General features: G+C 41.2%; 24 protein-coding genes and 1 pseudogene. 13 read left to right on the forward strand and 12 right to left on the reverse strand.

From position 1 onward, the window contains the following. Positions 1-17 precede the first annotated feature (17 nt). Genes sat through LH47_RS06165 form a run of 5 tightly spaced genes read left to right on the forward strand, consistent with a single transcriptional unit; the run spans position 18 to position 3,677 of the window. The gene (gene sat, locus LH47_RS06145) at positions 18-1,097 is read left to right on the forward strand and encodes a sulfate adenylyltransferase (protein WP_043965647.1); all 1,080 of its coding nucleotides are present in this window, start codon (positions 18-20) and stop codon (positions 1,095-1,097) included. Then, positions 1,094-1,681 carry an adenylyl-sulfate kinase gene (gene cysC, locus LH47_RS06150; protein ID WP_043965649.1) on the forward strand — a complete coding sequence of 196 codons (588 nt, stop codon included), beginning with the start codon at positions 1,094-1,096 and terminating at the stop codon, positions 1,679-1,681. The genes sat and cysC overlap by 4 nt, the downstream gene beginning before the upstream one ends. Before the next feature lie 9 nt (positions 1,682-1,690). Continuing rightward, complete coding sequence (cobA, locus tag LH47_RS06155; RefSeq protein ID WP_043965651.1) at positions 1,691-2,464, forward strand: uroporphyrinogen-III C-methyltransferase; 774 nt, start codon at positions 1,691-1,693, stop codon at positions 2,462-2,464. Positions 2,465-2,467: 3 nt separating this feature from the next. Beyond that, entirely contained in the window at positions 2,468-3,175 is a 708-nt protein-coding gene (locus tag LH47_RS06160) for a sirohydrochlorin chelatase (RefSeq protein WP_043965652.1), read from the forward strand. Between the two features lie 4 nt (positions 3,176-3,179). Then, positions 3,180-3,677 carry an NAD(P)-dependent oxidoreductase gene (locus LH47_RS06165; RefSeq protein ID WP_043965654.1) on the forward strand — a complete coding sequence of 166 codons (498 nt, stop codon included), beginning with the start codon at positions 3,180-3,182 and terminating at the stop codon, positions 3,675-3,677. Positions 3,678-3,702: 25 nt separating this feature from the next. Here the strand turns inward: LH47_RS06165 and LH47_RS06170 are convergent, their stop codons facing one another. Then, complete coding sequence (locus tag LH47_RS06170) at positions 3,703-4,443, reverse strand: DUF4397 domain-containing protein (RefSeq protein WP_043965656.1); 741 nt, start codon at positions 4,441-4,443, stop codon at positions 3,703-3,705. A 105-nt stretch (positions 4,444-4,548) separates the two neighbouring features. On the opposite strand from LH47_RS06170, the gene LH47_RS06175 reads away from it, so the two are divergent. Next, on the forward strand, positions 4,549-4,827 hold the full coding sequence (locus LH47_RS06175; protein WP_019418589.1) for an acylphosphatase: 279 nt from the start codon (positions 4,549-4,551) through the stop codon (positions 4,825-4,827). A 16-nt stretch (positions 4,828-4,843) separates the two neighbouring features. Here LH47_RS06175 and LH47_RS06180 read toward each other — a convergent pair whose 3' ends face one another. The 4 genes from LH47_RS06180 to LH47_RS06195 form a co-directional block, all read right to left on the reverse strand. Further along, entirely contained in the window at positions 4,844-4,990 is a 147-nt protein-coding gene (locus LH47_RS06180; protein WP_043965659.1) for a FeoB-associated Cys-rich membrane protein, read from the reverse strand. A gap of 14 nt (positions 4,991-5,004) precedes the next feature. Then, complete coding sequence (gene feoB, locus LH47_RS06185) at positions 5,005-7,008, reverse strand: ferrous iron transport protein B (protein WP_043965665.1); 2,004 nt, start codon at positions 7,006-7,008, stop codon at positions 5,005-5,007. Then, positions 7,005-7,235 carry a FeoA family protein gene (locus LH47_RS06190; RefSeq protein WP_009360812.1) on the reverse strand — a complete coding sequence of 77 codons (231 nt, stop codon included), beginning with the start codon at positions 7,233-7,235 and terminating at the stop codon, positions 7,005-7,007. The genes feoB and LH47_RS06190 overlap by 4 nt, the downstream gene beginning before the upstream one ends. A gap of 97 nt (positions 7,236-7,332) precedes the next feature. Then, the gene (locus LH47_RS06195; RefSeq protein ID WP_043965667.1) at positions 7,333-8,049 is read right to left on the reverse strand and encodes an arginase family protein; all 717 of its coding nucleotides are present in this window, start codon (positions 8,047-8,049) and stop codon (positions 7,333-7,335) included. Between the two features lie 179 nt (positions 8,050-8,228). Between LH47_RS06195 and cdr the strand changes: the two genes are divergently transcribed. After that, a complete protein-coding gene (gene cdr / locus LH47_RS06200) occupies positions 8,229-10,667 on the forward strand; it encodes a CoA-disulfide reductase (RefSeq protein ID WP_043965669.1) in 2,439 nt (812 codons plus the stop codon). Positions 10,668-10,795: 128 nt separating this feature from the next. Here cdr and LH47_RS06205 read toward each other — a convergent pair whose 3' ends face one another. Beyond that, on the reverse strand, positions 10,796-11,485 hold the full coding sequence (locus LH47_RS06205) for a TerC family protein (protein WP_043965671.1): 690 nt from the start codon (positions 11,483-11,485) through the stop codon (positions 10,796-10,798). Between the two features lie 225 nt (positions 11,486-11,710). Here LH47_RS06205 and LH47_RS06210 point away from each other — a divergent pair, with 225 nt between their 5' ends. The 3 genes from LH47_RS06210 (at position 11,711) to LH47_RS06220 (ending at position 16,370) form a co-directional block, all read left to right on the forward strand. Beyond that, the gene (locus LH47_RS06210; protein WP_043965672.1) at positions 11,711-12,160 is read left to right on the forward strand and encodes a C40 family peptidase; all 450 of its coding nucleotides are present in this window, start codon (positions 11,711-11,713) and stop codon (positions 12,158-12,160) included. 167 nt (positions 12,161-12,327) lie between these two features. Continuing rightward, positions 12,328-14,451 (forward strand): bifunctional diguanylate cyclase/phosphodiesterase, encoded by a 2,124-nt coding sequence (locus tag LH47_RS06215; RefSeq protein ID WP_043965674.1) that lies wholly within the window; start codon positions 12,328-12,330, stop codon positions 14,449-14,451. Between the two features lie 20 nt (positions 14,452-14,471). Then, positions 14,472-16,370: a protoglobin domain-containing protein gene (locus tag LH47_RS06220; protein WP_043965677.1), complete on the forward strand. Its 1,899-nt coding sequence runs from the start codon at positions 14,472-14,474 to the stop codon at positions 16,368-16,370. Between the two features lie 34 nt (positions 16,371-16,404). Here LH47_RS06220 and LH47_RS06225 read toward each other — a convergent pair whose 3' ends face one another. Both LH47_RS06225 and LH47_RS06230 read right to left on the reverse strand, forming a co-directional pair. Beyond that, complete coding sequence (locus tag LH47_RS06225) at positions 16,405-17,886, reverse strand: methyl-accepting chemotaxis protein (protein WP_043965681.1); 1,482 nt, start codon at positions 17,884-17,886, stop codon at positions 16,405-16,407. A 120-nt stretch (positions 17,887-18,006) separates the two neighbouring features. Further along, on the reverse strand, positions 18,007-19,074 hold the full coding sequence (locus tag LH47_RS06230) for a nitric oxide synthase oxygenase (RefSeq protein ID WP_235341070.1): 1,068 nt from the start codon (positions 19,072-19,074) through the stop codon (positions 18,007-18,009). Between the two features lie 219 nt (positions 19,075-19,293). On the opposite strand from LH47_RS06230, the gene LH47_RS06235 reads away from it, so the two are divergent. Beyond that, positions 19,294-19,623, forward strand: coding sequence for a hypothetical protein (locus LH47_RS06235; RefSeq protein ID WP_043965685.1), 330 nt, complete (start codon positions 19,294-19,296; stop codon positions 19,621-19,623). A 19-nt stretch (positions 19,624-19,642) separates the two neighbouring features. Here the strand turns inward: LH47_RS06235 and LH47_RS06240 are convergent, their stop codons facing one another. The 3 genes from LH47_RS06240 to LH47_RS06250 form a co-directional block, all read right to left on the reverse strand. Continuing rightward, positions 19,643-20,812: an immunoglobulin-like domain-containing protein gene (locus LH47_RS06240; protein ID WP_043965687.1), complete on the reverse strand. Its 1,170-nt coding sequence runs from the start codon at positions 20,810-20,812 to the stop codon at positions 19,643-19,645. Next, complete coding sequence (locus tag LH47_RS06245) at positions 20,799-21,281, reverse strand: sigma-70 family RNA polymerase sigma factor (RefSeq protein ID WP_084221267.1); 483 nt, start codon at positions 21,279-21,281, stop codon at positions 20,799-20,801. Before LH47_RS06245 ends, LH47_RS06240 begins: the two co-directional genes overlap by 14 nt. 117 nt (positions 21,282-21,398) lie before the next feature. Then, entirely contained in the window at positions 21,399-22,043 is a 645-nt protein-coding gene (locus tag LH47_RS06250; RefSeq protein ID WP_084221268.1) for a peroxiredoxin, read from the reverse strand. A gap of 172 nt (positions 22,044-22,215) precedes the next feature. Between LH47_RS06250 and LH47_RS06255 the strand changes: the two genes are divergently transcribed. Then, the gene (locus LH47_RS06255) at positions 22,216-23,268 is read left to right on the forward strand and encodes a 4Fe-4S dicluster domain-containing protein (protein WP_235341071.1); all 1,053 of its coding nucleotides are present in this window, start codon (positions 22,216-22,218) and stop codon (positions 23,266-23,268) included. Next, entirely contained in the window at positions 23,249-23,563 is a 315-nt protein-coding gene (locus LH47_RS06260; protein WP_200890852.1) for a cytochrome b/b6 domain-containing protein, read from the forward strand. Before LH47_RS06255 ends, LH47_RS06260 begins: the two co-directional genes overlap by 20 nt. Positions 23,564-23,628: 65 nt before the next feature. On the opposite strand, the pseudogene LH47_RS15900 reads toward LH47_RS06260, so the two are convergent. Beyond that, positions 23,629-23,800: pseudogene (locus LH47_RS15900) on the reverse strand (IS1634 family transposase); the annotation flags it as partial.

Raw genomic sequence — 23,800 nt, forward strand, 5'->3', positions numbered from 1 at the left:
TTTAGGGGGTATTAAACATGAAACAAATCGTATTAAGTAAAGCGGAGTTAAGTGACCTTGAATTACTTGCCATCGGCGGATATGAACCGCTCACCGGCTTTTTAGGAAAAGATGATTATGAGTCGGTTGTCGAAACGATGCGGCTTACAAATGGAGCGGTATGGAGCATCCCTATTACACTTGCCGTAACAGAACAACAAGCGAAACAACTATCGCTCGGAGACGAAGTCGAACTCGTGTATGACCGAACGGTATACGGCACAATGGAAGTGCAACATATATATCGCCCAGACAAGCGAAAAGAAGCACGTCTTGTATACCAAACAGAAGACGTAGCACACCCTGGCGTAAAAAAATTATTTGAAAAACCGGATATATATATCGGTGGACCTGTGAAGCTTGTGCGTCAAACAAATAAAGGAATTTTTTCGCCATTCTTTTTTACACCAAAAGAAACAAAGCAACGATTTGTGGAACTTGGCTGGAAAACAGTCGTCGGGTTTCAAACGCGTAATCCCGTTCATCGCGCCCATGAATACATTCAAAAATGCGCGCTTGAAATCGTCGACGGTCTTTATTTAAATCCGCTCGTTGGCGAAACGAAAGAAGATGACATTCCTGCGGACATTCGTTTAAAAAGCTATCAAGTGTTGCTTGAACATTATTATCCAAAAGATCGCGTCTTTCTCGGTGTATTTACAGCTGCAATGCGCTATGCAGGTCCACGTGAAGCCATTTTTCATGCGCTCGTACGTAAAAACTTCGGATGCACACACTTTATCGTCGGCCGTGACCATGCGGGAGTTGGCAGTTACTATGGCACGTATGATGCTCAAAAAATTTTCTTGCAGTTTACAAACGAAGAGCTAGGCATTACCCCTCTCTTTTTCGAACATAGCTTTTACTGCAAAAAATGTGAAGCGATGGCGTCAACGAAAACGTGCCCACACGATGCAGCCGCTCATGTCGTTCTGTCTGGAACAAAAGTACGGGAAATGTTGCGCGCTGGCGAAATGCCACCAAGCACATTCAGTCGCCCAGAAGTTGTGCGCGTGCTGATGGATGGTTTACAAACAGTCGGAGGTGGCCGTTCATGAATATCGTTTGGCATCAAGAAAGTGTAAAAAAAGAAGATCGACGAAAAAAAAATAAACATCATAGCTTCGTTCTTTGGTTTACAGGTTTGTCAGGGTCTGGGAAGTCCACGTTAGCAAACGCGGTAGCGAAAACATTATTTGAACAAAACATTCAATGTTACGTGCTTGATGGCGATAACGTGCGTCACGGCTTAAATAGCGATCTAGGTTTTTCTGCGGAAGATCGTACAGAAAACATTCGTCGCATTGGTGAAGTAGCAAAATTGTTCGTAGACAGTGGACAAATCGTGCTGACTGCCTTTATTTCTCCGTTCCGTCAAGATCGTCAACTCGTTCGCAGCAAGCTCGAGCAAGATGAATTTATCGAAATTTATGTTCATTGTCCGCTTGAAACATGTGAGCAACGCGATCCAAAAGGATTGTATAAAAAAGCACGAAATGGAGAAATTCGCGACTTTACCGGCATTGATTCACCATATGAGCCACCGCTTTTGCCAGAACTTGTCGTCGATACGGATCAATATTCAATTGAACAATGCGTTCAACAAATCATGTCCTATCTAAAAAATAAACAGTGGATTTAGGAGGAGACAATGGGGAAAGTATATTTAGTCGGCGCTGGTCCTGGGGATCCTGAGCTCATTACAGTAAAAGGATTAAAATGTATTCAACAAGCAGATGTTATTTTATACGACCGCCTCATTAACGAACAGCTACTGTCGTACGCCAAGCGCGATGCTGATTTGATTTATTGCGGAAAGTTACCAAATTACCATACAATGAAACAAGAGACGATTAATCATTTTTTAGTGAAGCATGCGAAAAGAGGAAAATATGTCACGAGATTAAAAGGCGGCGATCCTTTTCTATTCGGACGTGGTGGTGAAGAAGCACAAGCACTTATGAAACATCGCATTCCGTTTGAAATCGTTCCCGGAGTGACATCTGGCATCGCTGTTCCGGCATATGCGGGAATTCCTGTCACTCATCGCGATTTTAGCGGAAGCGTTGCATTTATCACAGGTCATCGCCGACTCGATGCAACAGATGCGGTACAATGGGAGCATTTAGCAAAGGGAGTCGATACGCTCGTCATTTATATGGGCGTGAAACATCTCCCATTCATTTGTAAACAATTACAATTGTACGGGAGACATCCACAAACCCCTGTTGCCGTCATCCAATGGGGAACGCTTCCCGAACAAAAAACGATCGTAGCGACGTTACATACGATTGTAGAAGCGGTAAAAAAACAATCCATCTCTAACCCGAGCATCATTATTGTCGGGGAAGTCGTTCGCCTACATGAACAGCTACAATGGTTTGAAACAATGTTAGAGGAAAAAATTGCACATGGAATGAGGTAGCATATGAAAGCTGTTTTGTACATTTGTCACGGAAGTCGTTCCATAGAAGGACAAAAAGAGGCGACCGCTTTCGTCGAACGCCTCTCTTCTTCCATTTCAATCCCTATCCAACACATATGCTTTTTGGAGTTGTGTGAACCGAATATTGTCACAGGGGTGGAACGTTGCGTTCATGATGGAGCAACTGCCATTTTAGCCATTCCACTTTTACTATTGTCGGCTAACCACGCGAAACGCGACATTCCATATGAGTTAGAAAAAGCAAAAAAGATGTTTCCCTCCGTAACGATTACATATGGAAAACCGTTCGGTGTACAACGTCATATCGTTTCCGCCATATCGAAAACAATCAAACGTGCTGATGCGATCGTGCTCGTTGGCCGTGGGAGCAGCGACATAGACACGCAAGCAGATTTTAAACAAATTGCTCATCTATTGCAACATGAAACAAACATATCCGTCTATCCATGTTATTTAGCAGCTGCTTCTCCTTCTTTTTCCGATGTTGTCATCTCGCTTGCAAAAGCAGCGAATTACAAACAGGTAGCTGTTGTTCCATACATTTTATTTTTCGGGCAGCTACTTGACTATATTCATGAAACGCTTCAATCACAACAAACAAGCGACGTATCGTTTACATTATATCCTCCGATTCGGACGTATGACGTATTAGACCGTCTCGTTGAAAAGCAAGTAAAAGAATGGAGGTAGGCGTATGTTTCCCCTTTTCATCCGAATGGAAAGAAAAAAAGTTGTCATTGCCGGTGGCGGACAAATTGCGTATCGCCGCCTCCTCCCTCTTCTTGATGAAGGGGCTTGCATTACCGTCATTAGCCCAAAAGCGATCGATGCCATTGTTCATTTAGCCGAACAAAAGCGAATTACATGGCATGCACGTTCGATTGAACCGAGCGACTATGCCGATGCTTTTTTCATTATTGCCGCAACGAACGATCCGAACGTTAATGAACAAATCGCTACCTATGCATCACCAAACCAGCTTGTCAATGTGGCAAGCAATCATCTTATCGGCAACGTTCATGTACCTACTTTTTTTTCAAGAGGGAAATTACAAATTGCCATCACAACAGGAGGAGCAAGCCCTGCATTTGCAAAACAAATCAAAAAACAACTTGAACAACAATTTGATGAATCGATCGCTCAACATGTCGAAGAATTATATAAACAACGCCAACAGCGAAAAGAGCTTTGATCATTTTGATCAAAGCTCTTTTTGTTTATGACTCTAATACTAGCACCTCTAATGAAGGAGTGCGGGATACGTAACCGACGGCAACGACCGTATAAGACTTATTCGGTTGGAAGCGCACATTGGGAATCGATAAAACAACTTGATTTGTCCCTGCTACCCTCACATCAACATGCAATTTTTCGTTAACAGGCGCTTCAATATAATTCGTCACTTTTCCAAACGAAGCATTTTGGAACAATACATCCCCACCACGTAGCGCAATATCTACTGCTGGCGCATCTGGTGAAAAATGAGCAAAACGCACTTTCGCTTTTCCGTATGGCGCATATGGTTCGTCGAGAATAGAAAGAAGTTGTAAGCGATGTACGTCACCAATTACCGCGAGCGTATACGTCATTTTCGGCAAGACTTGAATTGTTTGACTAAGAACTGGAGACGTCGTATGCCCTGCTGGATACACGTCGATGCGATGCTCTCCTTTTGGCACTTTCATATATTGGCTTAGTTGTTTATACTTCATATTGCGCAATATTTTTTGTCCATTCACGTATACGTCAACTGCTGGGGCATTCGGTGAGGCATGAAATACGCGGATACGTCCAGCATCATCCACTCGTTCTTCCTCGCGTGACTTCGCAAGTTTTTCTACATACTCCATATGTTTTCGCATATACTTTTCATATTGATCACGATCTTTATATTGATAATAACGCGCTAACAAATCATACATCACAGCTTTTTGAATGTAACGATCTATCTCGTTCACAACAGTTCCTCCTCATAAATCTTTTTTACGTATTCAACGTATGCAATACAAGGTAGGCTGTTGTATGATTTTTATAGAAAATTTTTTTGCGAAGGAGATAAACAAATGATCGTTCGTTATTCCGTTGTTGCGCACGGTCGGGTACAAGGTGTAGGGTTTCGCTACTTTGCCCAATATGAAGCAAGAAGACGAGGTTTGACCGGTTGGGTAAAAAATTGCGAGGCCGATCACATGATCGAAATGGAAGTTCAAGGCGAGACAGAGCGAGTAGAATCATTTGTTGATGAAATAAAAAAAGGACCACCGTTTGCACGTGTCGAACGAGTAGAACAATACGCCATCCCTACCGTCCCCCACGAAACGACCTTTCGCATCATCTATTGAAAAAAGCTGACCGAAGTCAGCTTTTTTCATGACAATTTGTGCCGCATGATCCTTTGACTGAACAAGCAGCGCATGTGCCTCGTTTACTTTTTTGAATAAAGCGGAAGATCGTCCATCCCGCATATCCGAAAATGACACATCCGATGACAACATTTGCGATCATGTATATCCCTTCCTTTAGAAGCCGAATAAGCTTCCGACTTGGTAAATGACAAACGAAACGATATAAGCTAAAACTAGCGCATAACCAATCGAAAACATCGTCCATTTTCGAGAACGTGTTTCTTTATAAATCGTCGCAACAGTTGCTAAACATGGAACATATAATAAAACAAATACCATAAAACTAAATGCAGATAGAGGGGTAAAGTGCGATGCCATAAGCCCTTGAAGCGATTCAACATCCGGTACGTGATAAATAATGTTCATCGTTGACACGACGACTTCTTTTGCTAAAAATCCGGTTAATAAAGCGGCACCCGCTTGCCACGTACCAAACCCAAGCGGAGCAAGGAACGGTGCAAGCACACCACCAATCATCGCTAAAAAGCTGTCATCCATATTTACATTCACACCGTGTGGACCGACATAAGATAATAACCAAATGGCAACAGAACCCCCGAAAATGAACGTCCCTGCTTTTTTCACAAAACCTTTTCCTTTATCCCACGTACTGCGCCATAATGCTTGCCATTGCGGCATACGATATGGCGGCAATTCAACGACAAATACAGATGCTTCTTCTTTTAAAATCGTTAATGAAAATAGTTTTGCAAGTATAAGAGCAAGTAAAACGCCGAGAACGTATAATGAAAGAACGACAAGCGCTTGATGTGTTGCGAAAAACGCCCCGACAAATAAAGCGTATACGGGCAAACGTGCCGAGCAAGACATAAGCGGTGTTAACAACATCGTCACAAGCCGTTCACGCGGTTGTTCAATCGTCCTTGCTGCCATGACGCCAGGGACATTACAACCAAACCCGATAATAAGCGGAATAAATGCTTTTCCATTTAATCCGACCGCTTCCATTAATCGATCCATGACAAGGGCTACACGCGCCATATACCCCGAATCTTCTAAAAACGAAATAAAGAAAAACAAAATGAAAATTTGTGGCACGAATACGAGAACACCGCCTACCCCTGCGATAATGCCGTCGACGATAAGGGCACGAATAAATTCAGAAGCCCCGATTGTTTCCAACATCGCTGTTACTACATTCGTCAACGGGCCAGCGAAAAATGCGTCAAGCAAATCGGAAAGCGGTGCTCCAAGCCAGTCGAATGTCAGCTGAAATAAAACATACATCGCTAATAAAAAAATGGGAATACCGACATATTTATTTGTGACAACAGCATCAATTCGATCCGTTAGCGTCACACGTTCGATTTCTTTGCGCTGTACGGATTGTTCAATGATTTCTTTTACAAACGAACGGCGTCGTTCGTAAATGAACTGAGCAGGTGGCATTTGTTCTGCCTGTTGCACTTCTTTTTCTGCTTGTTCATACAATGAGCGCCATGTTGCTTCTGGCAACTTTTCTGCTACATAATCACGAACGTAGCTATTCCCTTCATAAAACTGAATCGCTAACCATCGGACAGGGAATTTCTCCTCCGTTCCCCATGCAGCACGAAAGCGCTCAATTGCTCGTTCCATCGTTCCACCATAAAAAAGAGCAAGAGGCTCTGTTTGTTCTGTTGCTTTTTCAAGCAACAGATGCTCTACTTGATCGCATCCTTTTCCCGTTCGGGCAATGACAGGAACAACTGGCACGCGCAACATTGTAGCTAATTTTGTTTGATCGATGAATATACCTCTCCCTTCTGCTACATCGACCATATTTAAAGCAATCGCTAACGGTTTACCGAATTCTAAAAGTTGAACAGTTAACAATAAATTTCGTTCTAGTTGTGATGCATCGACAATGTTTAAAATTTCATCAAAAGACTCGGTCAATAAAAATTGCGTCACAACCCGTTCATCGCGAGAAAGTGGATGGAGCGAATATACACCAGGCAAATCAATTACTTTGGCTTGTTTGTTGCGCAAAACACCTACCTTTTTTTCAACGGTCACACCGCTCCAGTTTCCAACGTACTCGTACGTCCCGGTTAACTGATTAAACAACGATGTTTTCCCTGTATTTGGGTTACCCACGAGTGCAATATGCATCATAACGGCTTCACCTGAATGTTCATCGCTTCATTACGACGAATGCCGACGCATTGTCCACAATTTTCAATCATAAACGGTCCACCAAGGGGCATCGTACATTTCAAACAAATTTCCGCCCCTTCTGTGACCCCCATATCTAGCAATCTTCTTTTTACTAAATCGCTTACTCGCGATAAATCAACAATTTTTGCGCGCTCCCCAACTCGTAATTGCGTCATTGCAACCATACATAATCCCCCAATTAATAATGATAACCTTTTTCAATATTCATTATAGTACGCAAGGCGGAAAACATCTATCCTTTTTTATTGTGTTCACAAAATGTTACGACGCAGATGGTATCGGCATATGTTTGAAACATGTGCGTATAATCGCTTCGTTTGCTTGTTCATTTTTCACACAAAATGTTCGGTCTTCACCGCATACATCAACACCGAGCACATGCTTGTACCGAAAAAGATAGTCAATGTAAGTCAAAAGCATTTGTAACGACATCGTCCCTTGGTCCCAGTTTGTTTGCGCCTCTTGTGGGTGAAGCACATCTTTATCTATGCTAATGTACACATGTTTTGTCGGAATGGCGCGCACAATCGTCATTGGCGCATACATCACATCATTTTTTGGAAAAGTTGTGACATGTGAAGATACGTGTGAAGTTGTTGAACCGATAATGACAACGTGTTTTAATGTCGGAACATGTTTTTGAGCATATGATACCCATGAGCCACATGACAGAAGCGGAAACAACGTTTGTTCGTTCATGTCTGTATGATGATCAAACAATACGAGTGTAAACGGCTCATGAAACTGCTTAAGCAATACGTATGAAACATAATGATAGTTACCGCTTCCGATCAACGTCACCCCTCTCGTATGGCGACGTGCAATTCTTTTTTCAATTTCTTTTATCGCATCATCATCACAATATAAATTTGTTCCTTCGATGTCATACATATCGATCCATTCATGAGGAAAACGGAGAAGATTTCGTTGCCACGTATACGTGTTGTCGAAGTTTAAAAACGTTACACTTGGATGCATACCTTCCTCACCCTTGTGCAAGTTTTTTCTTCAACAAAATTATACAAACATCCCTATAATCAATACAACGATGTTCTTTCGTGAAATTATTCACATATTCGTCACAAAAAAATACTAATACCCCTTCATCTATAATTTTCTTTGTGATAAAATTCACAATACAAGGAGGTTGATCAATAATGAGCAAAAAAATTGTCATTGTTGGTGGGGTAGCTGGTGGCGCAACAACAGCGGCCCGTCTACGCCGTTTAGATGAACAAGCGGAAATCGTGATGTTTGAACGTGGAGAATATATTTCATTTGCAAACTGTGGTCTTCCATATTATATCGGCGGTGCCATCGCAGAGCGTGATGCTTTGCTCGTTCAAACGGTTGAAGGCATGGCGGAAAAATTTCATCTCGACATCCGTATTCAAAGTGAAGTCATTGCAATTAACCGTGAACGTAAAATAGTAGTCGTGAAACATTTACCAACAGGCGAAACATACGAAGAAAGTTACGACTATCTCGTTTTATCACCTGGAGCAAGCCCGATCAAACCTAACATTCCAGGCATAGAAGAAGCAAACGACTTATTCACATTGCGCAACATTCCGGATACAGATCGAATCAAATCATATGTAGATGAAAAGAAACCGAAAAAAGCTGTTGTCATCGGTGGCGGCTTTATCGGTGTAGAAATGGTGGAAAATTTATGGGAGCGCGGCATAAACGTGACGCTCGTTGAAATGGCGAAACAAATTATGGCGCCTGTCGACTACGAAATGGCAGCAATTCTTCATCAACATATAAGAGATAAAGGCGTGCGTCTCATTTTAGAAGATGGTGTCGCTGCATTTGAACAACAAGGAAAAATCGTTCGCTTGCAAAGTGGAACAACGATCGAAACGGACATGATCGTCTTAGCTATTGGCGTAAAGCCGGAAAATGAACTAGCTAAACAAGCAGGACTAGCTATTGGCGAACGTGGTGGCATTCAAGTCAATGAATATTTGCAAACGTCTGACCCATCCATCTATGCGATTGGTGATGCGATTGAGGTAATTGACTATATTAACGGCAAGCCGACTCACATTCCACTCGCATGGCCAGCAAATCGTCAAGGTCGAATCGTTGCCGACCATATTTATGGCCGGAACGTACGTTACAACGGAACGCTTGGCACAGCGATTGCAAAAGTATTTGATATGACGGTTGCGGCAACAGGAAACAACGAAAAAACGCTACAACGTCTCGGTATCTCATATGAAGTATTGCACATCCATCCAAATTCACATGCGAGCTATTATCCGGGTGCGCTCCCAATCGCTCTAAAATTATTGTTTGATCGCGAAACAGGGCGCATGTTCGGTGCCCAAGCGGTCGGTTACGACGGTGTTGATAAGCGAATTGATGTGATTGCAACGGCGATCAAAGGTGGAATGACAGTATTCGACTTACCAGACTTAGAATTAGCTTACGCACCGCCATATTCATCGGCGAAAGACCCAGTCAATATGGCAGGGTATGTTGCATCAAATATCATTGAAAACATGGTCGAAACAATTCAATGGCATGAAGTCAATCAATTAGTGAAAAACGGGGCATGTCTCGTTGACGTTCGTGAAGAAATGGAACGCGACATGGGATTTATTCCAGGCTCAATCAACATTCCGCTCGGACAATTACGTAAAAGACTTCACGAGCTACCGAAAGATGAAACGATCTACGTTTATTGCCAAGTGGGATTACGCGGTTATTTAGCAGCACGCATATTAACTCAACATGGCTTCCGCGTGAAAAACTTAGATGGCGGATATAAAACATACGCCGCTGTTTACAACGAATATGAACAACATCAGGCAGAGAAAGAAGAAAAACATGTGGAGCGTGTCGATATCATGAATGTTCAAGCGACAACAACATTAGATGCATGCGGACTTCAATGCCCTGGGCCAATTATGAAAGTATATCAAACGATGGAACAGCTAAAAGAGGGAGATGTAGTAGAGGTAAAAGCAACGGACCCTGGATTTGCTCGTGACATTCAAGCATGGTGTAAAAAAACAGGCAACACGTTACTAAAGACTACGTTCGAAAATAAAATGTTTATCGCCTATATCCAAAAAGGAACGACAGCACCGGCTCCATCTATTAAAGAAACGAAAAAAGACGGGGCAACGCTCGTTGTGTTTAGCGGGGATTTAGATAAAGCGATCGCATCGTTTATTATCGCATCGGGTGCCGCGGCAATGGGCAAAAAAGTAACGATGTTCTTTACATTCTGGGGACTAAATATTTTACGGAAAAAAGATGCTCCGCCGGTACAAAAAGATATGCTGGAGAAAATGTTCGGCATGATGATGCCAAAAGGTGTTCATGACCTCCCGTTATCAAAAATGAACATGGCAGGCATGGGACCAAAAATGATTCAATACGTCATGGAAAAGAAACATGTAGACGACATTGAAACATTAATGAAAAATGCTATGGCTGCAGGTGTCAAACTTGTCGCTTGCTCGATGTCGATGGACATCATGGGCATTAAAAAAGAGGAATTAATTGATGGAATCGAAGTTGGGGGTGTCGCAACATATTTAGGTGATGCAGAAGAAGCAGGCTTAAACTTATTTATTTAAAAAAAATCGGGCTATCTCGCGATCGAGATAGCCCTTTCAAGTATATTCACAGGGGGATCGGGGGAATACACTTAGCATTATTCATTATGACCGTTCTTTTTTGTTTTATACATATGTTCATAAAATTTTTATGCGATTTTTTGTTTATCCATTTTTTTATTTTTTACATATCCCGCTAGTAAAATGGAAGCTGTCACAACAATAAGGAATACGAGCGATTGCGAATCTTGAGAAAAAGCCATCCATTTTTTTATTTGTTCATCCTTTAATAACATCTCCCCCGCTGTCCACGCTAAAATGCCTGATCCAACATAAGGAATCCATTTATATTTCTCCATCGCCAACACAATCGCCTTTGATCCGAAAATCATAATCGGAATGCTGATTGCGACGCCGAAAGCGATCATGCCGATATGCCCCCCTGATGCTCCGGCAATCGCCACAACATTATCTAAGCTCATGACAGCATCAGCCACAATAATCGTCCAAATCGCTTTCCATAAACGGTCAGCGGCTTGTACATTCGCTTCTTCTTCTTCATTCACGAGCACTTTATACGCAATCCAAAACAACAGCAATCCCCCAATAAAATGGACAAATGGAATTTGCAATAAAAAGACGATAATTGCAGCAAACAATACGCGCAAAATAACCGCTCCAGCAGTCCCGAATAAAATGGCCCGATTGCGTTGCTTTTCCGGCAATCGACGCGTAGCCATCGCAATGACAATCGCATTATCTCCAGATAGAATAATGTCAATTGCAATAATTTTTAACAAAGCGACAATCGCTTCTGATGAGATGATCCAATCAAGCATTTGAACTCCCCTTTTTCAATATATTTCTCCCCTATCTTATCGTGAAGCTCGTCTACATTCAACTTTTCTATTCCGACATATATGTTAAATTCTCTGTTTATTTTTACAAAAACCGACCGTTGTAATGTATTTGTAACATAATTTAATGGCTATGTAACAATTTTTCGACATCTTTTTTGCTATAATGTATTCGTCGATGGAACGAGTCTTTTGGAGGTTCAAGCAATGAAAAAGTCTCTAGCTACTGCCGCTCTCTTCATGATTTTATGTTTCACTTTTTTTGCAAACCCTTTCAAAACAGAAGCTGCGTTTTCAGCCAAAACGCTCATCACTGAGGCTCATAAGGTGATTGGCACACCGTATCGTACAGGAGGAACGACACCAAAAGGATTCGATTGCTCTGGTTTTGTTAGTTATACATATAAAAAAGTAGGAATTTCCCTTCCACGTTCTTCTAGCGCCATGTATAAAAAAGGAAAATCAATTTCTCTCAAACAGCTAGCACCAGGAGATTTGCTGTTTTTCAAAACATCAAAACATAAGGGCGTTTCCCATGTTGCCATCTACATTGGCAACGGCCGCATGATTCATGCGACATCATCGAAAGGAGTTAAAATAGACTCAATTTATCAATCTTATTGGAAACAGCGTTTTGTCGGTGCAAAACGTTTATAAGGCGAAGGCAAGCACTTCATGCCGAACGTCTTTTCGACGCGAAGTGCTTGCTCTCGACAAAAAAGCAGGGGACACTCCCTGCTTTTTTCATTATTTTTTCATTTCCTCTCCTATTTCTCCGGTATATAATGTATGTAACATGGGGATGATGGAGGGACATAACACCGATGACAAAAAAAGAAAAATGGTCCATGGTAGTTAGCTCGTTGGCGTTCATTTGTTTCATAGCCATTTTGCTGTTTAGTTCAGCGCTAACAATGACATTTAAACAAAATCACTTTTTGTCAATTCATACATTGCTTGAGTTTTTCAGTATTACAGTTGCTATGGCTATTGCGTTTCAAGGATGGATTTCGTTTCCGCAAGCGTTGTCGCGCCGTCGCTTGCGCATTGCGACAACTTTTTTAGCCGTCGGCTGCCTCGATTTATTGCACACGCTTACATATAAAGAAATGCCGGGCATTGTGCTTGCAGATAGTTCCGTTCAGCTTGCGACTTCTTTTTGGCTAGCTGCTCGGCTTACACAAGCAGCATTTTTATTGCTCGCTTTTTTGCTTCCTGACGGACCGATTCAAGAAAAAGAGAAGCTGCTCGGTTTCTTCGTTCCTTTACTATATGTCGGGCTTGTGTCAATGATTATCGTTCATTTTGCACACTCCTTGCCACCGCTTGTCGTTGAAGGGCTAGGAACAACTCCCCTAAAAAACGGAGTAGAGTACGTGATCACCGCATTACACATCATCACGATTATTTTACTCATTCGACACTATAAAGCAAAACGGCTAGCACCAACGCTTGATGTCATCATTGGTTTCGTCTTTTTATTTTTAAGCGAGCTTATTTTTACGTTATATCGTAACGTTTATGATGTGTTAAACGTATTCGGACACGTATATAAAGTGATTGGTTTTTCTTACTTTTTACGCGGTTTATATTTAGCGTCGTTTAAAGAACCGTTTCAAGCGAGAGAGCGCGCCGAGCAAGCGCTCGCTAAAAGCAGAGAACAATTAAGAAAACAAGCTTTATTCGACGAGCTAACAAATTTACCAAATCGCCGCTATTTTATTGATACACTTCGTCGACGCTTGGAAATAGCGAAAGAAAAAAATGAAACTGTAGCGCTTTTTTTCCTTGATTTAGATAACTTTAAAAATATTAATGACTCACTCGGCCATGCAACCGGTGATCTTTTGTTGCAATTAGTGGCGAAACGATTAAGTCATTTGCACGATCATTTCGTCGCTCGCCTTGGGGGCGATGAATTTGCGATCATTGTTGCTGATGTTCCATCATTTGAACAAGTAGCACAACAGATGATTAATATACTTGGCGAACCTTTTTTCATTCGTCAAAAAGAGTTGTTTATTACAACAAGTCTCGGGGTGAGCGTATACCCAACACACGGGGAAGATGAAATGACTTTGGTTCAACATGCCGATATGGCAATGTATGAAGCGAAGAAAAAAGGAAAAAATCAATGGGCGATGTACGATCCAATGTTTGAGCAAGAGCGCATCCGCAAATCGCTCATTCGACAACGGTTACACGTTGCTTTAGAACAACGCGCCATTGCTGTATATTATCAGCCAATTATCGATATGGAAAAAAATCAACTCGTTGGGATGGAAGCGCTCGCTCGTTGGAAAGATGAAGAACTTGGCTTCGTTCCACCAAATGAATTTATTAGCATTGCGGAAGAAGACGGTTTTATTATTCCACTTGGAGAATATATTTTTCAAACAGCTATTTTTGATTTAAAACGGCTTCATGAACAAGGCATGACTCACGTATATGTCAGCATTAACTTATCGCTTCGCCAATTGAAAAGCGAGCAGTTTCTTTCTTTTGTACAACAATTATTAGAACAAACTTGTTTACAGCCGCACTATATTGAATTAGAAATTACAGAAAATATTGCGTTAAGCGATGAGAAGCAAGTCATCGAAACGATTCGTGCACTAAAACAAATGGGGATTCGCATCGCAATTGACGATTTCGGCAGCGGTTATTCATCAATCGCTTATTTGCGCCATATTTCTGTCGATACACTCAAAATTGACAAGTCGTTTATTTTCGAAGTCATCACAAACGAACATACTGCAAAATTAACCGAAGCCATTATTGCGCTTGCTCATCAGTTGCAGCTACACATTGTCGCTGAAGGGGTTGAAACCGATCAACACGTTTCATTTTTACACTCCACCCATTGCGACAAAGCGCAAGGCTATTTCTTTAGCCCGCCTGTTCCGTTTGAAAAAGTTGTGAAACAAGTTCAAGCTGCTCATATATAATAAAGGGGAGAATTTGGGGGATGAAACATATACAAGTAACAGACAAAAAGCGACTTCATCAGCTGCGTTATACAGGGGTAACAGAAGAAAAGCTACAATCCATTTACAATCATCGCAGCGTATTACAACCGTTAGTCAAAGGGATTGTGGAAGATTTATATAAAGAGATATTATCTATCCCTTCTTTGCGCAAATTAATTGAAGAGCATTCGACATTAAGACGGTTGAAAAAAACACAAATGACATATTTGAATGAATGTTTTGCAGGAATGATTGATGACGAGTATATTCAAAAGCGGTACAACATCGGCAAAGTGCACTCCGAAATCGGACTTGACTTGAAATGGTATTTAGCTACGTATACGAAATACGTTGACATCATTTACAAACATATTTCTCCTGTTTTGCCGAATGAAGCAATCAATATTTTATTAGCTGTTCATGCGCTATTTTCATTTGACATGCAGCTCACCCTTGAGGCATATGAAATGGCTGAAATTGAAAAAGCAGCACACCCGCTTCGTTACGAACTGCACAAATTACAACAAGTGAACGGATTTACAGAACAAGATTTGCAACATCTTGATCAATTTAGCGGCTATATTTCGTTTCGCGTCGATGCGATTATAGACGCATTTCGCCAATCGTTTTCACAACGGCTATGGGAAGAGTATTCATACAGTTTTTTTGAACGAGAAAAGTTTTTTCAGTATGTTAAAAACTTTTTGTTGCAATTTTTCCAAGAAAAAATTTACTATGACACTGAAGCATACTTTCGCATTATTCGCGACTGGAGTCGATTAATTATCGATCAAAAATATCATGAAAGCTTTTTCCATATTACGAGTGAATCTATTTGTGAAGCGATAAAAAAGGTGTTTTTGACAAAAGAATATTTGCATGACCCATATGTCGTTCAATATATTCACTCGTTCGAGCGATTTACGAAATTTACACTTTCAATTATGCAAGAAATTATTCGACCATACTTATTTTTACGCGATTTCGATTTTCTTGATATTTATGCCTATGAAATTAGTACAATCGATTTTGGACGTATTACGTGGATTGATGAGAAAACGAAACGATTGTTGCATCACATCGGCATAGAGGAAAAGCATCCGATTGGACGTCGTTGTTACGAGTTATTTCATCAACGTACCGTCCCTTGTTCAGGCTGTCCAGCGCTAGAAGAAAAGTCCGAACCAATGCTTGCTACATTTGAAAATGAAGGCGGATCACATTATTATAAAGTTCGGCTTTTGCCGCAAAATAAAATTTTCGAGCTATCTCGTGCCCTTCTCGTCATTCAAGATGTCACAAAAGAAGCTAAAGTGATGTTCGATACGCTTGAACGGTTGCTTCAACTTGCTGAATATCGCGATGATGATACGAAAAATCATGTGCATCGTATCGGCATTCTTTCAAGCATGCTTGCTCGTCTTGCTGGATGTGACGAACAATTTGTAGCTGATATTCAAATTGCAGCGAAATTTCATGACATCGGAAAAGTTGGTATCCCTGATTACATCTTAAACAAGCCGGGAAGGCTAACAAAAGAAGAATGGGAATCAATGAAGACGCACGTGCTCATCGGCCATCAAATTTTAGCTAATCTCGATTTACCTGTCATTCAAATGGCTGCAAACATTGCTCAAACCCATCATGAATGGTGGAATGGACAAGGATATCCAAACGGATTAAAAGGAGAAGAAATTCCGCTAGAAGGACGAATTGTCGCCATTGTTGATGTGTTCGATGCATTATTGTCCAAACGCATTTACAAAGACGCTTTTCCTCCAGAGAAAGTAAAGGAGATTTTACTTGATGGTCGCGGAAAACAGTTCGATCCGAAATTGATCGACTTATTCCTTACAATGTGGAACGATTTTCTCGAAACAAGGGACAAGCTATCATAAAAAGCGCCCCTAGGCTCCACTAGGGGCTGTTCTTCTATACCATTTGTTGCTGAATGGCTGCGGCACGATGGGCAGTTTCTGTCACATATGCCGCCATTTTTTCATTCGCATCTTTTAACTGTTCTACTGTTGCACTGACTTCTTCAAGCGCTGCACTCGACTGTTGAATGAAAACAGAAAAATCGCTAATGGAACGATCCATTTTTTCTCCTTGTTTCTCTAGCTTCTCGCTAATGATGAAAAAGTGAGAAAGTTGTTCTTGCAAATAAGTTAACGACTGATACAATCGTTCAAAATATACATTCACTTCATCCGTCAATGATTCATTTTTCGTTAATTGTTCACTCGTTTCATCCATCCGCTCTAACAGCTCATTGTTACTTTCGTTTACTTCTGCCAAATTACAAACGATTTGTTGTGTCGTTTCTTCCGTTAATACGGCCAACTTTCGAATTTCTTCCGCAACGACCGCAAATCCTTTCCCATATTCCCCTGCGCGTGCCGCCTCGATTGTCGCATTCAATGCCAATAAATTCGTTTGATTTGTAATTTGCTTAATTTGTTTCGTTAACTCATTTGTGTTTGCGATTTTACTCGTTAATGCATTTAATGTCGTTCTCGTCGCATGAATCGTCTCATGAAACTTTGCTGTATGTGTTAGTAAAAGGTGCATTTTTTGTATACCATCCTGCGCCATTTCACTTGATTGTACTGAATGTTCCTTTAATTGTTTAGAAGTTTCGTAAATTCGCTCACTCATCGTTTTCGCTTCTGCTACTTCATCATGAATATCAACGACTTGTTCACTTTGTGCTTGACCCGCCACCGCAGCTTGCCGAATCGCTTCTTTCATTTCTTCTTGCGATTGTACATTTTGAAGTACCTTTTGATGAATATGTTCCACATTTTCAATAATGTGTCTTAATTGTTGTTCAAGCTCATACCTTCTTGCACTTTGCTTTTCTTTTTCTTCATGCGTCTGTCCAACATGCTCAACAAGCTGATGAAACTGCTTACGACTTAAATGCAACAAAACAGAAAGCGCGATGCCTATCATCACATAAACGATAAAAACGGTATGCCCAGTTTTTTGAAACACTTGCTGAAACGGAGAAGGAGTAAGTGCACTGACAACTAAAACAATTGTTCCAAGCAACATCCCTGTCATAAACAATACGCGATACAAATGTAACACCGACAACACGACTAAACAAAAAGCGAGAGCGATTGTCCCTAAACTTCCCCCTGTCGTAAACAAGCTGCCTAATGTCGCAAAAAATAATACAAAAATAATAAAGTATGGGTATATGTGCTCATGCTTCTTTATTTTTTTTAACACGATATAAACGAGCACATGAAGCACAAGGCTTCCTCCATAAATGGCAATCTTCTCTACTTTCTCCCCAATCAAAATAAGTCCAATCACGCCTGTTAACGCACTAAACGTATAAATGAGAAACAGAAAAAAGTTTTTCTTCCTCATTTCTTCCATTTTGAGTTGCTCAATAAGATCCAATCAAGCTTCCCCCTTTTTCCTTTTTTCTATAACTATATCAAAAAAATAAGAAGATAGTAAATATTATTCTGAAAATTAGGAATATATTATCACAAAAAACACCGCGTGAATCGCGCGGTGTCATTCATAAGGGCGTTGTTGGTAAAAATAATTCGGTTTTACAATTGTATTATCATAATATTGGTGAAAAATGTGCGTCGTCGCTGGGGAAAGCGGAGGAATGAGCCACGTCCAACTGCCTGTGACTTTCCTTCCTGCTTCTTGTTCTTGTTGTTCAAAACGCTTAAACTGCTGGGCGGCTGTATGGTGATCAACAATGCTTACTCCTGCTTTTTTATACGAATATAAAACTGCCATATTTAATTCAACAAGCGCTTGATCTTTCCATAGTGTGCTATTTCTCGATGTATCAAGACCCATGCATGAAGCAATTTTCGGAAGCATATTATATCGGTAATCATCCGCGAAATTACGCGCCCCGATTTCTGTTCCCATATACCAACCGTTAAATGGCGCTGCTGTATAGCGTATACCACCGATCTCTAAACACATATCTGAAATAATCGGCACGGCGTACCATTTTAACTGCAAATCATGGAACCACGAAAACTTTGGATGTTCAATTGGCACTTCAAGTACGATATCTTTTGGAATCGGAAACAACTTAGGGTCGCGACCATCTACTTGGATGACGAGAGGTAGAATGTCAAAATGCGTTCGTTCCCCTCTCCAACCTAACTGTTCACACGCTTTCGTAAACGAGATGGATGATGAGTCTCCAATGACTCCATGCTCTGTTTCATAACCGGCATAACGAATTAACTGATGATTCCAAATACGAACACGTTCAGGACGAAAAATAGTAATAGTCGGACGAATTTTCCCCTCGTTTGTCGCGAAAGCAACATGATGGAATAGCCACTCCGCAATATCTTCTTCTCTCTCTATCGAACGTGCATCAAATACATGAAGCGTTTGCCAAAATAAACGTCCGATGCAACGATTGCTGTTGCGCCATGCGATGCGCGCCCCATGTTCAAGCTCTTCATATGTATGTTCATACGTTCCCGTTTGTTCAATTTCTCGTTTCACTTGTTGTAACCGCTCATATATTTCATCATCGTTTTTTCCTAACTCTGTATAGCATAAAGTGATAAATTGTTTTGCCTCTTTCCATAATGCTGTCAACGTCATTCCCCCCACCATCTCGTCTGTTTATACAATACACCATCTAGCAACAACAGCACAACAAAGAGCATATTCCACCCTTTGAACCAATTGTGTATAATAAAATGCAGGAAACAGTCTTTATCCGCATCACCACACATCCTAAACACCCCTTCCTGGCACCATACATGCCTGTCCCCTGTTTCCCTTTCTACATTTTTAAACGAAAGGGGGGCACCCATGGAGCATACGTTGCGACAAATTTTGGACAAGCTTGACAAAATGGAAGCTAACATGGCGACGAAACAAGAGCTTGCAGAAATCAAAGCAGAACTTGAGGAAGTCAAAGCAAATATGGCAACAAAGCAAGAGCTTCAAGATGTCAAAGCAAACATGGCCACGAAACAAGACTTAACGCTGGTCCAGCAAGCTGTGCTTGAAACAAATGAAATCGTCAAAAAACTTGAAAGTAAAATGGACAGCCATGAAAAGCTTTTAACTCTTCTTTCGAATCGCTCACTCGAACATGAAGCAGCTATTTCTATCATTCGTCCCCTTTTAGCAAAATAAACGAGGGGACTCCCCTCGTTTATTCAATGTGACTTAATACATATTCGTCTCCTTTTCGAACGATGACGACATAAAATACATTTATTTGTTCATTGGTACGCGCATTCATCACAGTCACTTTCACTTTTACTTCCTCTTTTTTACTTGCTTCATTCGGTTCCCAATAAACGATAGATGGCTCAACATTAGCTCGTTCTCCATTTAGAAATAACACTTTCGATCCTTCATATCCTTCGCTGCCTTCCACCTGTCCCCTATCAGGTGGCATTAATTCAGCGATCATTTGTTCATCAGACGATACAGGTTGCTCCGCTTCGTAAATCGTTAACGCATCATCAGCCATTTTATCAATAAATAACTTTCCTTCACTTGCTTCCATTGAAAAATTCACCTGTTCTTTCCCTTCATACATCGGATATATATGCAGCCCTTGACGATTCGTTCTCGTTAAAACAAGTGCGTTATAGCTACTATAAACGGAAAAGTCGGCGTCTTTTTCGCATGCTAGTTTCACATCTTTGCTTTCGCTCGTTTCAATCGGTTGTGCTTCTATATACGTTCGAAAGTTCGTTAACTTTTGATCGGCGACGTCAAATTCAATATATCCAGTTAAATGAGCCGTATCCGTATAATACGTGCGTACCGTACGATATTTCCCATTTGTCAACGGTTGATTTAACAATGACAAATCGATCCCGTCCGTCACTGTCTGTCCCTTATCAATTAATGCAAGCATTTCGATAAATGCGAGATCGTTCGTTAACGTTGTCGGTAACCATATCTGTTTTTTGTCGTCGTATCGCTCAATTGTATATGCATACCCGAACGAAATAACATCATCGCTTTTATTCGTCACAGAGAACTGGAGCTTTTGTTTTTTTGAATCATATGTGACATCATGAATAGTTATATACGAATCGGTCACTTCTGTCGTCATCATATCTTCCCTTTGCCCATGTTCCATCATCATTTCCACTTCTTCTGTCGTTTTTTCTTTAGCAGGTTGCGTCGGGTACAAGCTAATAGTCAATAATACACTTGCTGCGACTAAACCAACATAAGCTGGTCGAAGCAACTTTCGCTTCTGTTCTTTCTCTCTTTCTCCAATCCGTTCAATGACTTTATTTTTCAATTCTTCCGTCACGACAATATGTTCCATCTCTTTTTTATATCGCTCACGCAAAATCATACTCCCCTTTCAGTTTGTTTTTTAACATTTCTCTCGCACGCGCCAACAGCGAACGAACCGTACTTTCCCGCTTTTTCAGCAACTCGGCAATTTCCTTCGTTTGATACCCTTCATAGTAAAATAGATGGACGACTTCCCGATATTTTGTCGGAAGCGATGTGACTGCTGACATGACTTCGAAATGGTCATCATAATCAGTAGAAAAATGGGCCCACTCTTCGTATACATCCATATTGCGATACGCAAACCATTTTAATTTGTTTTTACATACATTGACTGTGACCCGAATCAACCATGCTTTCATATGTTCTTCACTTTGTATCCGATCCATATGTTCATATAGCTTAATAAACACATCTTGAAAGACATCTTCCGCATCGTGTTGATTTCTCATATACATGTACGCGAGGCGCAACACCATATTCCCATGTTCATCCATAGCACGCTGGATTTGTTCTTTTGTGCACAAAGATACGACCTCCTTTCGCTTTATATACAACTGAACAAACGAAAATGTTGCAGCCAATCGAAACTTTTTATCTTTTAAGTATACAAAAAGACAGCGAGTGATGTGCTCGCTGTCTTTTTATGTTCCCTTCGTACAAAACCACCAATCAAAGCAACTCATTTCTCCTTTTTTCGCTTTGTTTAGTCGTTCTGCTGCCTGTTGAATCGTGCGCGGCGGTGGCATAATGAGTCGGTCCCCTACAAGCTCATTGTGTGGCCAATTCGCTGGCATTGCTGCTTCATATGCATCCGCTGTCTGCAATGCTTTTACTGCTCTTACAATTTCGTATATGTTTCTTCCGACTGACTCCGGATACGTTAACATAAGACGAATAGTTCCTTCGTGATCAACAATATATACACTACGTACCGTCCGCGTTCCTTTCGTCGGATGAATCATCCCAAGTTGTTTTGCCACATGCCCAAGTTCATCTGCAATAATTGGGAATGAAATGTTAACATGGAGCTTTTCTCGAATCCATTCTACCCATTTTATATGAGAAAACACTTGCTCCACCGACAAACCAATTAATTCGGTATTTAACTGTTGAAATTGCGGTTTCATTTTTTCAAATGCTACAAACTCTGTCGTGCAAACGGGAGTAAAATCAGCCGGATGGCTGAAGAGGACAAACCATCGTCCCGCGTAATCATCTGGTAATGTGATCGTCCCCATAGTCGTCGCTACCGTCACCTTTGGAAAGCGATCCGAAATAAATGGCATACACATCCCTCCTACGTTTTACCGTTCCAGCTTATGCACCTCGCGCTAGGCGAGAATGTTGTCCTAATCAACTTTGTCACAAATTTGTCAAAAACAATGCGACTGTTCTTCTTTTCAACTGAAGTGTTCCTTATTAAAATACCTATTGGGGTATATAGATAAGGAGGTTTGGATGATGAGTGAAAAAATAAGCCGACGAACATTTTTAAAACGATCAACAGTCGCCAGCGCAACAGCAGGGATATTACTTGCGACAAAAACACCCGGATATGCACAGACGGACAAATCAGATGAAAGTATGTTAATTGGTTCGCTTATTGACTTGACAAAATGTGATGGTTGTGCAGCTTACGACACTCCTCTATGCGTCACAGCTTGTAGACAAAAAAATGAACATCGTTTTCCACAACCGCAAAAACCAATCAAAGACTATTGGCCTCGGAAAAAACATGAAGACTGGTCCAATGAAAAAGACCGAACAGACCGTCTCACTCCTTACAACTGGACATACGTTGAAAAAGTGCAAGTAAACTGGAACGGCGAAACGAAAGAAGTTGCCATCCCAAGACGATGTATGCATTGTCTTGATGCACCATGTCAAAAACTTTGTCCGTTTGGAGTGATCGAGAAAACGAAGCATGGGGCGGTAAAAATTGATGAAAACTTCTGTATGGGTGGAGCGAAATGCCGAACAGTTTGCCCTTGGGATATCCCGCAGCGCCAAGCCGGTGTCGGGTTATATATGAAACTTGCACCTGAATTAGCTGGTGGGGGCGTCATGTACAAATGCGACATGTGTGCTGATTTACTTGAGGAAGGAAAAAGCCCTGCTTGCGAAACTACCTGTCCAAAAGGCGCAATTGAATTTGGTCCGTACGAACAAATTCGCAAAAAAGCATATGAACGCGCAAAAGAAATCGGTGGCTTCATCTATGGAGACGTAGAAAATAGCGGTACATTAACACTTTACGTCTCAGACGTACCGTTTGATAAAATTAACGAAGCCATTGAAACAAAAAAACAAGAAGAAAACGACACGCGTTTCGGTCGTCCGCATATGAAGCCTGAAGTCGAAAATATGTTAGAAACAACGCACGGATATATGTTAGCTACGCTCATCGCTCCAATCGCTGGCGCAGCCGCTGCAGGCATTACCGCTTACAAAGTTTTATCTGGACAGAAGAAAAAAGAAGGGGGAGACGCTCATGAACAAGAAGAAAAATAAAATTTACCGTCAACCACTTCCGAATCGCTTCGTCCATTGGGGTGTTGCTATCTCCATTATTATGCTCATCATTACCGGAATTGGCCAAATGCCGGTATACGGTCGCTATTTGATCGTGCAACCGTTTGGTACAAAATGGCTCACCTCATATGAAATCACATTATGGGTGCATTACTTTTTTGCGGCTACCCTTCTTTTCTTTACAACGTATCATATCGTCTACCACGTTGTAACTCATATTTCGCACCTTGGTAGGGCGGAACAAAAGGATTTTTTATTCAGTTTTTTAGAATAACTTTTAAACCAACACCAAAAGCGATGGTATCCTTTTTTTACCATCGTTGGTCGTTCTTTATCCCATTAGACGTAAATGCTCTCGTCCATCCCTAATCCTTGCAGAATCCTTCGCTGCTCGTACGTGAGCGGTTGACCTAACGCGCGTTGAATTCGTCCATCCGGCAGTTCCAACAGGACGACTCTGACATACCAAAACAATTGAAAAATCGCTTGTCCGGTCGGTCGGGTCAGTTTC

Source organism: Anoxybacillus thermarum (genome assembly GCF_000836725.1).
Lineage (GTDB): Bacteria > Bacillota > Bacilli > Bacillales > Anoxybacillaceae > Anoxybacillus > Anoxybacillus thermarum.